The sequence below is a fragment of the Streptomyces sp. NPDC002730 genome, from assembly GCF_042888805.1.
Lineage (GTDB): Bacteria > Actinomycetota > Actinomycetes > Streptomycetales > Streptomycetaceae > Streptomyces.
The window spans coordinates 142,597-155,639 of the sequence record NZ_JBIAQG010000007.1; the positions used below are offsets into that span (position 1 = coordinate 142,597).

Consider the following 13,043-nt stretch of genomic DNA (forward strand, 5'->3'; position numbering starts at 1 on the left):
GGGGCGAGACCGAGGGCCGGCACCGTCGAGGACGACTTCGCCTGCTACGTCTCCGTCACGTCCTGACGCGCAGCAGCAGCACCGACCGCGCCGGCACGGTCACCGTCTCCCCGCCGAGATGCACCGTGGCCGGCGCCGTCTCCTGGTCCTCCCGCGAGGTGTCGACCACCAGCTCGTAAGCCTGCGCCCAGGGCGGGCCCGGCAGGTGGAAGCTCGCCGGGCGGTCCGCCGCGTGCAGCACCGTCAGAAAGCTGTCGTCCGTCACCTCCGCTCCACGCGCGTCACGTCCCGGGATGTCGCGCCCGGAGAGATAGAGCGCCAGCGTCGACGCCGGGGCGTACCAGTCCCGCTCCGTCATCTCCGCGCCGTGCGGCGTGAACCAGGCGAGATCCCGCAGTCCGTCCGCCGTCCGCGCGCGACCCGAGAAGAAGGCGCGGCGGCGCAGCACCGGATGCGCGTGGCGCAGGGCGAGCAGCCGGGTCGTCAGCTCCAGCAGTCCGCGCGGGCCCGGCTGCTCGCGCAGTGACCAGTCCACCCAGCTGACCTCGTTGTCCTGGCAGTACGCGTTGTTGCTGCCGCCCTGCGTACGGCCCATCTCGTCGCCCGCGACCAGCATCGGCACGCCCGTCGACACCAGCAGCGTCGTCAGCAGATTGCGCAGCTGCCGCCGCCGCAGCGCGTTGATCCGCGCATCGTCGGTCTCGCCCTCCGCGCCGCAGTTCCAGGACCGGTTGTCGTTCGTGCCGTCGCGGTTGCCCTCGCCATTGGCCTCGTTGTGCTTCTGCTCGTAACTGACCAGGTCGCGCAGGGTGAACCCGTCGTGCGCGGTGACGAAGTTGATCGAGGCGTACGGCCGCCGGCCGCCCCAGGCGTACAGATCGCTGGAGCCCGAGAGCCGGTATCCGAGGTCCCGTACGTCGGGCAGCGCGCCGCGCCAGAAGTCCCGTACGGCATCGCGGTAGCGGTCGTTCCACTCCGTCCACAGCGGCGGGAACGCCCCCACCTGGTAGCCGCCGTTGCCCACGTCCCACGGCTCGGCGATCAGTTTCACCCGCCGCAGCACCGGATCCTGCGCGATCACCGCGAGGAACGGGGAGAGCATGTCGACATCGTGCATGGAGCGCGCAAGTGCCGCCGCCAGGTCGAAGCGGAAGCCGTCGACCCCCATTTCCGTCACCCAGTAGCGCAGCGAATCGGTGATCAGCCGCAGCACATGCGGCTGCACCACATGCAGCGTGTTGCCGCATCCGGTGTAGTCCGCGTAGGTCCGGGCGTCCGACTGCAGCCGGTAGTAGCCGCGGTTGTCGATCCCGCGCAGCGACAGCGTCGGACCCAGCTCACCCGCCTCTGCCGTGTGGTTGTAGACCACATCGAGGATGACCTCGATCCCGGCGTCGTGCAGCGCCCGCACCATCCGCTTGAACTCGCCGACCTGCTGACCGGTCGTCCCGCTCGCCGAGTACGCGGCGTGCGGCGCGAAGTAGCCGATGGAGTTGTAGCCCCAGTAGTTGCGCAGCCCGCGCCGCAGCAGATGGTCCTCGTGCGCGTACTGGTGCACCGGCAGCAGCTCGACCGCCGTCACCCCGAGCCGCAGCAGATGCTCGATCGCCGCCGGATGCGCGAGACCCGCGTATGTGCCCCGCAGTTCCTCGGGAATTCCCGGATGCAGCTTGGTGAACCCGCGCACATGCAGCTCGTAGATGACCGAGTCCGCCCACGGCGTCTTGGGCCTGCGGTCGTCCATCCACTCGTCGTCGGGGGCGTCATCGTGGACGACGACACCCTTGGGCACGTACGGCGCAGAGTCCCGGTCGTCCCGCACCGTGTCCGCGACATGCTGCTGAGGCCAGTCGCGCACATGCCCGTACACCTCGGCGGGCAGTTCGAACTCGCCGTCCACCGCGCGTGCGTACGGATCGAGCAGCAGCTTCGCCGGATTCCAGCGCGCTCCCGTCCACGGGTCCCAGCGGCCGTGCACCCGGAATCCGTACCGTTGCCCCGGCCGGACCTCGGGCACGAAGCCGTGCCAGATCTCATGGGTCAGTTCGGTCAGCGGCAGCCGTGTCTCGGTGAACGAACCGCCCTCGTCGCCGAACAGGCACAGCTCCACCGACTCCGCCCCGCCCGCCCAGAGTGCGAAGTTCGTACCCGCGACCCCGTCGGGTCCGACCCGGAAACGCGCCCCGAGCGGCGTCGGCGCCCCCGGCCACACGGCCGGCCTGCGGGCGCCCGTTTCTCTGTGGCGGCCGTTGACACCGACCGCCGGGAGTGGGCCGGGAGATTCGCCCCGCACCCCCTCCTGCACTGTCTCCTGCTCGGCTGCGCTCGACACCTGTCGGCCTCCCGCGGCTCGTCGGGCCCCGCGCACGTACTGCTCACGGCGTCCCGGCCGCGGCACCCCACGCGTGGTCCTCCCACCTGTTCTGCCCGCACTGCTCTCATACCAACATGGCCCCGCGCTCACGTTTCCCCTGGAGGGGGGCGGTCGTTGGTCGGTACGTGAGACATGTACTGAAGCGGGCAGGACGGGGCGCGGCCGTCGTCCTGACATGGGCAGGACTGATGGCCGGGCTGGCCGGATGCACCGGCGGGGCGCTCGAGGTCGGCAACAAGCCTCAGTCGCCCGAGGACGCGATCCAGGTCATCCCCGAGGACGGCGCGAAGGGGGTCGGCCGTGAGGGCCCGCTCATGGTGAAGCTGCCCAGCGGGCGGCTCGAGCGGGTCAAGGTGATGCAGGTGGAGGACGGCCGGCCGTCCGAAGTCCCCGGCGCGGTCTCCGAGGACGGGTTGCGCTGGATGCCGGCCGAGGGCACGCACCTCGATCTGGCCGCCAAGTACAGCGTCGACGTGGTGGCGCTGGACGGACACGGCCACCGTCAGGCCCGCCACACCACCTTCACCACACAGATTCCCGAGCGCCGTTTCATCGGTTACTTCAAACCGGAGAACCGCTCGACCGTCGGCACCGGCATGATCGTCTCCTTCGACTTCAACCGGGAGATCGAGGACCGGGCAGCCGTCGAGCGTGCCATCCGCGTCACCTCCGATCCGCCCGTCGAGGTGGTGGGCCACTGGTTCGGCAAGGAGCGACTCGACTTCCGTCCGAGCGCGTACTGGCAGCCGGGCACCAAGGTCAGGGTCGATGTGCGACTGCGCGATGTCCAGGCGGCGCCGGGGGTGTACGGCATCCAGCAGAAGACCGTCGCCTTCACCGTCGGCCGCTCACAGGTCTCCCTGGTCGACGCGGCGGCGCACACCATGGAGGTACGGCGTGACGGCGGGATCCTGGCGAAGCTGCCGATCACGGCGGGGGCGCCCAAGGCGACCACGTACAACGGAAAGATGGTGGTCGCGGAGATGTACGACGTGACCAGGATGAACGGTGCGACGGTCGGGTTCAAGAAGAAGGACGGCAAGAGCGAGTACGACATCAAGGATGTGCCGCACGCGATGCGGCTGACCGACTCGGGCACCTTCATCCACGGCAATTACTGGGCCGCGCCGGAGACCTTCGGTGCGGCGAACGTCTCCCACGGCTGCGTCGGGCTGCGCGACGAGAAGGGCGGCAGCTCGGACGCACCGGCGGGCTGGTTCTTCGACCGGACACTCATCGGCGATGTGGTCGAGGTCGTCAACTCACGTGACAAGCGGGTCGACCCCGCCAACGGTCTCAGCGGCTGGAACATGGACTGGAAGGCATGGCAGGAGGGTTCCGCGCTGCGCTGACCCTCGCTGACCTGCAAGGCCCGCACCGTCTCAGGTGAGCCCGGCGGACAAGTTGGGACTGAACGGTGACATTCGTGGGGAGATTCAACTACCCACGGTGTGATTATCTATCGCCGTGCGTGCGTGAGGCGCGCGGGGGTGCGGGCCGTGGCTGCGACCAGGCCGTGCGAGGGGAGAAGACCATTTTGAACGGGCAGCCGATATCGGGGGCATCGGCCGGGGCGGTAGGCGGAAGCAGGCGCGGGGGCGCCGTTCTGCCGGCTCTGGTGCTGGGGGCGTTGCTGGTGCTGGTCACGGCCTGCGGCGGCGGGGGCTCCGACAAGGGCAGTGACGACAAGGACAAGAAGGACGGCGGGAAGGTCGGGAACGCGGCCTCCCAGGCGGTGGTGACCATCGCGCCCAAGGACGGCGCCCGGTCGGTCGCCACCAGCGGCGCACTCAAGGTCACCGCGGACAAGGGCAAGCTGACCACGGTCACGGTCCAGGACGACAAGGGCTCCGCGGTCGAGGGCAAGCTCGCCGCGGACGGCGCCAGTTGGCAGCCGCTGCAGCATCTGGCGGGCTCCACCAAGTACAAGGTGCACGCCGTCGCCAAGGACACGGACGGCCGTGAGTCGGCGAAGGACACCACCTTCACCACGCTCGTCCCGAAGAACACCTTCCTCGGGCAGTACACGCCGGAGGACGGTACGACGGTCGGCGTCGGCATGCCGGTCTCGATCAATTTCACCCGGGGCATCACCAATCCGGAGTCCGTCGAGAAGGCCATCAAGGTGACCGCGGAGCCGGCCGTGCCGGTCGAGGGCCACTGGTTCGGCAACGACCGCCTCGACTTCCGCCCGGAGAAGTACTGGGCCGCCGGCACCAAGGTGACGGTGAAGCTCAACCTGGACGGCGTCGAGGGCCGCCCCGGCGTGTACGGCAAGCAGTCCAAGACGGTGAAGTTCACCGTCGGCCGCAGCCAGATCTCCACCGTGGACGCCAGTGAGCACACCATGAAGGTCGTACGGGACGGCAAGCAGATCAAGTCCATCCCGATCACCGCCGGCGCGCCGTCGACCACGACGTACAACGGCCAGATGGTCATCAGCGAGAAGTACAAGGTGACCCGGATGAACGGCGCCACCGTGGGCTTCGGTGGCGAGTACGACATCAAGGACGTGCCGCACGCGATGCGCCTGTCCAACTCGGGCACCTTCATCCACGGCAACTACTGGGCCTCGTCCGGGACGTTCGGCTCGTCGAACGTCAGCCACGGCTGTGTGGGGCTGCGCGACGTCCGCGGGGCGTACGACGAGGGCACCCCGGCGGCCTGGCTCTACGACCAGTCGATCATCGGCGACGTGGTGATCGTGAAGAACTCCAAGGACCGCCAGATCGCTCCGGAGAACGGTCTGAACGGCTGGAACATGTCCTGGGCGGAGTGGACCAAGTAGTACGTCCCCCTTCCGGAAACGCCGGACCCGGTGCTGTGAGCAACAGCACCGGGTCCGTTGTCGTTAGCGCCGGTTAACCTGCCTCCATGACGACTGTTGCACTCGAGGTCTCCGAAGGCGTCGGCACCATCCGACTGGACCGCCCGCCGATGAACGCCCTGGACATCGCCATCCAGGACCGGCTGCGCGAGCTCGCCGAGGAGGCGGCCCGCCGTGACGACGTACGGGCCGTGATCCTGTACGGCGGCGAGAAGGTGTTCGCGGCCGGCGCGGACATCAAGGAGATGCAGGCGATGGACCACGCGGCGATGGTCGTACGGTCCCGGGCCCTGCAGGACTCCTTCACCGCCGTCGCCCGTATCCCCAAGCCCGTGGTCGCCGCCGTCACCGGCTACGCGCTCGGCGGCGGCTGCGAGCTGGCCCTCTGCGCCGACTTCCGGATCGCCGCCGACAACGCCAAGCTCGGCCAGCCCGAGATCCTGCTCGGCCTGATCCCGGGCGCCGGCGGCACCCAGCGGCTCTCGCGGCTGATCGGATCGTCCAAGGCCAAGGACCTGATCTTCACCGGCCGTATGGTCAAGGCCGACGAGGCACTCGCGCTCGGTCTCGTCGACCGCGTCGTCCCCGCAGCCGAGGTGTACGAGCAGGCCCGCGCCTGGGCCGCGCAGCTCGCGAAAGGACCGGCTCTGGCGCTGCGTGCCGCCAAGGAGTCCATCGACGCGGGCCTGGAGACGGACATCGAGACGGGCCTCGCCATTGAACGCAACTGGTTCGCGGGCCTGTTCGCGACGGAGGACCGCGAGCGCGGAATGCGCAGCTTCGTGGAGGAGGGCCCGGGCAAGGCCAAGTTCCTCTGAATACGGGTAAGTTGGACACATCGGCGCTGGGCGTCAACCCTGTGGCCGGCTTAGCCGAGTCTTAAAGGAGCCTTAAGGCCGAGCGGTCCGCTGCGCTGGGCGATCATCCGTAAGCAAGGCGTCAGGGCAGCTCAGTGCGTGCATGAGTGCCCGAATGGGGCCAGCGTCATATGCCGTTGGACCCCCCGAGGAGGGTTCTCTCGGGGGGTCCTATTCCCCCGGAACGCCCCCGGAAGCCGCTCATTGCGGCCATGATGGGGGCATGGCGGGCCTGGAGGGTGTGGAGCAACCGCGGCAGCGCGGCAGCGCTACCGTCGGGCGATGGGTGCCGGCCGTCGAGGATGAACAGGCGCTCAAGGCGCTGGAGTTGTTCGGCAACCCGACGGACGAGGAAGTCCGACTGCCCTCCCGCCCCGAATCCGCCGCCACCGCACGCCGGTTGACCCAGTGTGTGGTGCTGCGTCAGTGGGCGCTCTCCGCGCAGACCGCCGAGCATGCGGTGTTACTCGTCTCGGAACTCGTCGGCAATGCCGTACGCCATACCGGCGCGCGCGTCTTCGGGCTGCGGATGCTGCGCCGCCGCGGCTGGATCAGGATCGAGGTCCATGATCCCTCCCGCGGGCTGCCGTGTCTGATGCCGGTCCAGGAGATGGACACCAGCGGCCGCGGCCTCTTTCTCGTGGACAAGCTCGCCGACCGGTGGGGCGTGGATCTGCTGCCCCGCGGCAAGACCACCTGGTTCGAGATGCGGGTCTCCGACCGCTGAGCAGCCTGAGAACAAGGGGTTGGGAACAACGGACCGGGAAACACGGAAGCCCCCTGAGCGGGGGCTTCCGTGGAGCGCCGTGGATTGGGGGGGTGTATCCACGGTCGCTTTCGACGACCTGGCCCGGGTCAATGGGGGTCGTGCCATCGACTATGGCAGACGGGGGCCGTGCCGCCAAAAGTCCTTACTCGGATGCAAGCCTGCAAATCATGACATATTGGAATGGAATCGCAGGTGAGGTAAGCTACCCGCCTGGCAATCACTGAATAGATATCGCTCTCGGCGAGTGTTTCATTGATCCACTCGCCTTGGAGTGGGCCTCTGCGGTCGCGACCCGCAAACGTTCTGAATTTGGACAATCGTTATCTTCCGGGCGGTCCGCGCCTACTGTGCTTCCCGTGACCTCGATCGACCGCCGCAGGGCACTGCGCGCAGGAGTGGGTGCGGCCGTCGCGGGTGCCCTCGCCACGAGCTGCACCGACGACAGTCCCGCTCCGCCGCCGCCCGCCGCCCCCACCCCACCGTCCCGGGGTTCCCGTCCCGCCCCCGCTCCCCGCCGCTTCCCCGGACAGCCCGCCCGGATCGCGCACGGCCCCCGCGACCGGGACCGGGTGGCCCTCACCTTCCACGGCCAGGGGGATCCGGCCGTCGCCAAGGCCCTACTCGCCGAGGCCGAACGGGCCGGCACCCGAATCACCGTCCTGGCCGTCGGCAGCTGGCTCGACGAGTATCCGGACCTCGCCCGCCGGATTCTCGACGGCGGCCACGACCTCGGCAATCACACCCAGCGCCATCTGGGCATCTCGGAGATGTCCGAGATGCAGGCGTACGCCGAGATCACCGGCTGTGCCGAACGGCTGCGCCGGCTCACCGGCTCCATCGGCACCTGGTTCCGCCCCTCCCGCACGCGGGACGCGACCCCCCTTGTCGCCACACTCGCCCACCGGGCCGGCTACCCGCACGTCCTCTCGTACGACGTCGACTCCCTCGACTACACCAAGCCCGGTGCCACAGCCGTCACCCGCAATGTCACGGGGCAGATCCAGCGCGGATCGGTGGTGAGCCTGCACTTCGGCGTTCCGGACACGGTGGCCGCACTGCCCGCCCTCCTCGACGACCTCAACCGCCGCGGCCTGCGCGCGGTGACCACCACGGAGCTGCTGATCTGATGCACCCGATGACTCCCCTCGCCAAGCGGACCGCCGCGCTGCTCGCGGGCGCCCTGCTCGCCCTCCTCGCGGGCTGCAGCTCACCCGCCGACCGGACGGAGGCGCTCGCCACCAAGGCCGCCGCGCCGCCCGACAAGCGCGGGCATGTCACTCCGGCCTGGCTGCGCGGCATGCCGCCCGTGCTGGACCCGCACGACATCTACTCGGCGGACCGCCCGGGCCGGCTCTCGCCGGCGGTCAAGGGCTTCCCGTCCCGGGTGTACGTCCCCAACACCAACTCCAACACCGTCTCGGTCATCGACCCCACGACGTACAAGGTCATCGAGACGATCCCGGTCGGCGTCCAGCCGCAGCACGTCGTCCCCTCCTGGGACCTGAAGACGCTCTGGGTCAACAACAACCGCGGCCATACGCTCACCCCGATCAACCCGGTCACCGGCGCCGCGGGCAAGCCGGTCGAGGTGCACGACCCGTACAACCTCTACTTCACGCCCAACGGCAAGTACGCGATCGTCATGGCCTCGATGGACCGCGAGCTCGTCTTCCGCGACGCGCACACCATGAACCGGATCAAGGCCACCCCGGTCGCCTGCTACGGCGTCAACCACGCGGACTTCTCCGCCGACGGCCGGTACTTCATCGTCTCCTGCGAGTTCTCCGGGGAGCTGCTGAAGGTCGACACGGAGAAGATGAAGGTCGTCGGCCGGCAGAAGCTGCCCTTCAACGGTGCGATGCCGCAGGACGTGAAGCTCTCGCCGGACGGCAAGACTTTCTATGTCGCCGACATGATGGCGCACGGCGTGTGGGTGCTCGACGGCGAGAATTTCACCACGCCCGCACTGCTGCCCACCGGCAAGGGCTGCCACGGCCTCTACGTCAGCCGTGACTCCAAGGAGATGTACATCTCCAACCGCGGCGAGGGCTCCATCTCCGTCTTCGACTTCGCGCAGAACAGACTGACCAAGAAGTGGAGGCTGCCGGACGGCGGCAGCCCCGACATGGGCGGTGTCTCGGCGGACGGCAAGGTGCTGTGGCTGTCCGGGCGTTACGACTCCGAGGTGTACGCCATCGACACCAGGACCGGTAAGCAGCTGGCCCGGATCCCGGTGGGCAGCGGTCCGCACGGGCTGGCGGTCTATCCGCAGCCCGGCCGCTACTCGCTGGGCCACACGGGCGTCTTCCGCTAGGCAGTGTGCCGGGGCTCCGCCCCGGACCCCGCGCCTCAATCGCCGGCGGGGCCGAAACTCGGCCCGTCCGGCGATTGAGGACACTCTGAGGGAACCCCGGAAGGGCGTACGGGGGTCCGGGGCGCAGCCCCCCGTTACAGCAACCAGGCAGGCCCCTGGCTCACCACAGCACCGGCAGCCTCTCCGGCAGCCGTTTGATGAAGCCCGTACGCCACACCAGTTGCTCCTCGGGCACGGCGAGCCGCAGCCGCGGCACCCGGTCCACGAGCGCGGCCAGCGCGGTCTCGGCGTGCAGCCGGCCCAGAGCCGAGGCGGGGCAGAAGTGTCGGCCGCCGCCGAAGGAGAGATGCGGATTGTGCGCACGCTCCAGGTCGAGACGCCCGGGGTTCTCGAAGACCTCGGGATCGAAGTTCGCGCCCTCGACCAGGACCAGCACCAACTCGCCCTTGCGGACCAGGACATCACCGAGCTGTACATCGTCGAGAGCGAGGCGCGGCAGTCCGTCGCCGATCGACAGGTTCCAGCGCAGCAGCTCGTCGACGGCGCCGCCCATCCGCTCCGGGTGCTCCCGCAGATACCCGATCAGCTCCGGGCGCTGGAGCAGCGCCAGTACGGCCAGGACCAGGAAGGCGGAGGTGGAGACCGCGCCCGCGCCGAACAGCGACACGGCGACGGTGGCGAGCATCTCGTCCGTCAGATGCGCCGACTCCTCGTCCTCGCGCAGCGCCGCCAGCCGGCCCAGCAGTCCAGTGCGTTCGGACTCGGGGACGTTCAGCCGCTCGACCATGTAGTCGAGGTCCTTGTACCAGTTGAGCTGCGAGCCCTCGAAGGTGTGCGAACTGGTCATGAAGGCGATGTCCAGGCCGGACATCAGCCGTCGCCAGTCGCTGAACGGCACCCCGATCACCCTGCAGTGCAGGGCGGCCGAGAAGGGGTCGGCGAAGCCGGTCCGCAGATCGACCGGCGGACCCTCGGCGAGCAGCCTGTCGATCAGCTCGTCGGCCGTGGCACGCAGCCAGCCGTGCAGCCCTTCGTCCGCACGTGGGTTGAGCGCCTTCATCACCGCGCCGCGCAGCCCCGCACTGCTGATGTTCCCCATGTTGTTGACGACCTCGGGCGGGATCGTCAGCGCGTACTGGCGCGGCACTCCGGGAGCGGCCGTCTCCTTGAGACTGAACCGCTTGTCCTCCAGAACCTGGCCGGCCAGCCGGTGGCTGCTCACCAGCCAGGCGCTGTCGCCGGTGAGCGTACGCACCCGGGCCACCGGCTGCTGCTCGCGCAGCCGGGTGCACTCCACGGGGAGCGCATCGCCCCGCCGGGAGAGCGGGAAATCAAGCTGCTCGGGCTCGGTGGTCATCGTCCACGCTCCTTTCGGGGGCTTCGGGCCGTACGACGGCATAGCCCTGATTGCGGGCGGCTCGCAGCCCGCCGCCCTTTCCGTAGAGAAGTTCCGTCAACGGCATCAGCGCGTGATAGCAGGAGACGGAGGAGGGGACGCCGAGAATCCCCGGGGTGTCGAGGAAGAAGGGAAGTTCCGCGGCGATGTAGTCGAGACACGCCGATCTCTGCTCGGAGGTGATGGAAACACCGGCGGACAGTTTGGGCGCCAGGAACTGCTGGACCATCCGGTCACAGCTCTTCCGGAATTCCTCGTCCGTGACGAGGAAGTGCTGTACGCGCCGGTTCAGCAGCGCGTACACCGGATCGCCGGAGAATTCCGACAGCGCCCGCACCCCGATCCGCCGGCCCGGCGGCCCGGCGGCCTCCACGCCGCCCAGAATCCGCCTGCGTACGGCCTTGAGCTCCTTGGTCGCACGCCGGGCGGCCTGCTCCGGGGCGTGGCCCAGCGCCGCGAAGACGGCTGACACATGCAGATCGGCATAGACGAAATCAACCGCGGTGAAGCGCGGCGCCGCCCAGCGGGCGAGTTCCGTGATACGTGCGGCGGAGAAATAGCTGTTCCCCGGGGAAACCCCGATCAGGACATGGTCGGCCTCGTCCCAAATGATGTGGCAGTTACGGGTGAAGGGCCGGACCGTGAATGAGTCGGTTGTGATCGTCACTGTTGACATCACCCTTGCGCCGCTTGTCCCTGGGAGCCCTGCGCTCCTGGTGTGGCGGCGACGCCATGAAGTTATCCGGCCGCGGCGAAGAGTGACGAAGCTCCCCCGGGGATTTGGCGAGAACTGATTCCAGCGGGGCGGAAAATCAACTTCCGTGCTACGGAAAGGTAATTGAAGCCTTTTCTGTCGCCCGGCTCATCCGGCTCATCCGGCCTCGAACAGAGCTTCGGAGCCCACCGGCCGGAAGCCCGCCGCCTGGAACGTCCGCACGCTGCGGGCGTTCCCCGGCGACTGCTGGGCCCACACCACCGAGTCCGGCACCAAGTGGCGGGCCGCCACAGCGAGTTCCACGCCGAGGCCCCGGCCGCGCGCCTGCTCGTCCACCTCGATCGCGGCCTCCCAGCGGCCCGCGAGGCCCCGGCCGAGGACCAGCACCCCGCCGTCCGCGGCCCAGACCCGCACCCCGTCGCGGAACTTCAGGGCGCGTGCCACCCGCGGGTGCTCCGGGTCCTCGATCTCGCGCAGCTCAAGCCCAGGTCTGCCCGGCAGCGTGTCGGCGACCGTCACCAGATCGATGGTGTGCATCGAGCGGCCGGTACGGGCCAGCACGGCGGCCAGGAACACCGGGTTCATCGCGGCGGCCAGCCGGTCGGAGGCGGTGGCGGCGAGCTCGGCCCGTACCCACTCCGGATCCTCGTCGGTGAAGACCACGGAGTGCGCGGTGAACGCCACCACACCGGCGTCGCGGACGCTTGGCTGCCCGATCACGGTGATGGATCCGTCCGGCGGCGGGAACTCCCCGCGTGCCGCCGCGGCCAGGATCTCCGCCAGTGCCCTGCTCATCTCGTGTCCCTCTCCTCTGCTTCAGTCTCCACCTGCTCTTCCTGGAGGACGTACGCAGGGTGCTCGAGGGTGAGAGGAGAGCCACGGTCGCCTTCGAACGGCTGGCCGCTGCCCGGAGGGCTCAATCGGGCGGCTAATCTGACCCCGTCAGTAATGCACCAAGGAGGGGCGGAAGCAGTGGCGGACATCGAAGAGGCGCGCAGGGCGTTCGAGCGCTACGACCTGGACGGCGACGGCCTGATCACGGCGAGCGAGTACAAGAGCGTGATGGCTCAGCTGGGCGACTTCCATGTCACCGAGACGGTCGCCGAGGCAGTGATCAAGACGAAGGACGCCAACGGCGACGGTCAGCTGACCTTCGACGAATTCTGGGCCTCGCTCAACAAGGCCTAGAACTGAGCAGGGCCTGAACAGAGCTGCTCAGGGCCTGAACAGGGCCTCGTCAGGCCTGCGCAAGGTCTGACGCACCGGAGCGGCTCCCCGGCCCGGCCGGGGACCGCCCGGATTTCATCCGTCCTGCGCCGCCAGAGCCTCGTCCAGCGTCGGCAGCGTACGGAACACGTCCAGCACGCCGCCCGCCCTGAAGACGCGCAGAGTCGCGGGCCGGGAGCAGACCACCCACAGCCGGCCGCCGAACTCCGTGGTGCGCCGTCGGGCCCGGCAGAGCAGCGCCAGCCCGGAGCAGTCGAAGAACTCGACATGCGTCAGATCGACGATCACCTCGTGGGCGCGCACCGCGGTGACCACATCGAGATAGGCGCCGATCAGCGTGACTGCGGCGATATCGATCTCGCCATGGAGCTCGACGACGGTACGTTCCTGGCGCCGGTACACCCGCCCGTACGGTCCCGGTAGCGGGACGAGTAACTCGTACGGCGTGGACGTCAGCCCCTCGGACATTACGGTGTCTCCTTGCTGCGTCGAGCCCGATCTGGTCACCGGGGGCTTAGGTGAACAGGCTGTGAGATTAATGCGGACATTGGGGCCCGCGGAGGA

Annotated in this window: 12 protein-coding genes; 7 read left to right on the forward strand and 5 right to left on the reverse strand. The window is 68.9% G+C overall.

The genetic code is table 11. The annotated features are described in order from the left end of the window. Positions 1–55 precede the first annotated feature (55 nt). Entirely contained in the window at positions 56–2,332 is a 2,277-nt protein-coding gene (gene glgX / locus ACFYXH_RS19375; protein WP_389564181.1) for a glycogen debranching protein GlgX, read from the reverse strand. A gap of 167 nt (positions 2,333–2,499) precedes the next feature. On the opposite strand from glgX, the gene ACFYXH_RS19380 reads away from it, so the two are divergent. From ACFYXH_RS19380 to ACFYXH_RS19405, 6 genes are all read left to right on the forward strand, one after another. Continuing rightward, positions 2,500–3,726 (forward strand): Ig-like domain-containing protein, encoded by a 1,227-nt coding sequence (locus ACFYXH_RS19380; RefSeq protein ID WP_389564184.1) that lies wholly within the window; start codon positions 2,500–2,502, stop codon positions 3,724–3,726. A 185-nt stretch (positions 3,727–3,911) separates the two neighbouring features. Next, positions 3,912–5,162 (forward strand): Ig-like domain-containing protein, encoded by a 1,251-nt coding sequence (locus tag ACFYXH_RS19385; RefSeq protein ID WP_389564187.1) that lies wholly within the window; start codon positions 3,912–3,914, stop codon positions 5,160–5,162. An 86-nt stretch (positions 5,163–5,248) separates the two neighbouring features. Continuing rightward, positions 5,249–6,019 (forward strand): enoyl-CoA hydratase/isomerase family protein, encoded by a 771-nt coding sequence (locus ACFYXH_RS19390; RefSeq protein ID WP_389564190.1) that lies wholly within the window; start codon positions 5,249–5,251, stop codon positions 6,017–6,019. 262 nt (positions 6,020–6,281) lie between these two features. After that, a complete protein-coding gene (locus ACFYXH_RS19395) occupies positions 6,282–6,785 on the forward strand; it encodes an ATP-binding protein (RefSeq protein ID WP_389564192.1) in 504 nt (167 codons plus the stop codon). 398 nt (positions 6,786–7,183) lie between these two features. Further along, positions 7,184–7,954, forward strand: coding sequence for a polysaccharide deacetylase family protein (locus tag ACFYXH_RS19400; RefSeq protein WP_389564194.1), 771 nt, complete (start codon positions 7,184–7,186; stop codon positions 7,952–7,954). Beyond that, positions 7,954–9,141 carry a PQQ-binding-like beta-propeller repeat protein gene (locus ACFYXH_RS19405; protein WP_389564197.1) on the forward strand — a complete coding sequence of 396 codons (1,188 nt, stop codon included), beginning with the start codon at positions 7,954–7,956 and terminating at the stop codon, positions 9,139–9,141. The genes ACFYXH_RS19400 and ACFYXH_RS19405 overlap by 1 nt, the downstream gene beginning before the upstream one ends. Before the next feature lie 160 nt (positions 9,142–9,301). Here ACFYXH_RS19405 and ACFYXH_RS19410 read toward each other — a convergent pair whose 3' ends face one another. From ACFYXH_RS19410 to ACFYXH_RS19420, 3 genes are all read right to left on the reverse strand, one after another. Then, the gene (locus ACFYXH_RS19410) at positions 9,302–10,498 is read right to left on the reverse strand and encodes a cytochrome P450 (RefSeq protein ID WP_389564200.1); all 1,197 of its coding nucleotides are present in this window, start codon (positions 10,496–10,498) and stop codon (positions 9,302–9,304) included. After that, positions 10,473–11,204, reverse strand: a complete 732-nt coding sequence (locus tag ACFYXH_RS19415) for a tRNA-dependent cyclodipeptide synthase (RefSeq protein ID WP_389564203.1) — start codon at positions 11,202–11,204, stop codon at positions 10,473–10,475. Before ACFYXH_RS19415 ends, ACFYXH_RS19410 begins: the two co-directional genes overlap by 26 nt. Before the next feature lie 204 nt (positions 11,205–11,408). Then, complete coding sequence (locus tag ACFYXH_RS19420; protein ID WP_389564206.1) at positions 11,409–12,047, reverse strand: GNAT family N-acetyltransferase; 639 nt, start codon at positions 12,045–12,047, stop codon at positions 11,409–11,411. Positions 12,048–12,224: 177 nt separating this feature from the next. Here ACFYXH_RS19420 and ACFYXH_RS19425 point away from each other — a divergent pair, with 177 nt between their 5' ends. Next, entirely contained in the window at positions 12,225–12,440 is a 216-nt protein-coding gene (locus ACFYXH_RS19425; RefSeq protein ID WP_327326209.1) for an EF-hand domain-containing protein, read from the forward strand. A 114-nt stretch (positions 12,441–12,554) separates the two neighbouring features. Here the strand turns inward: ACFYXH_RS19425 and ACFYXH_RS19430 are convergent, their stop codons facing one another. Next, entirely contained in the window at positions 12,555–12,947 is a 393-nt protein-coding gene (locus tag ACFYXH_RS19430) for an STAS domain-containing protein (protein ID WP_362680313.1), read from the reverse strand. Positions 12,948–13,043 lie beyond the last annotated feature (96 nt).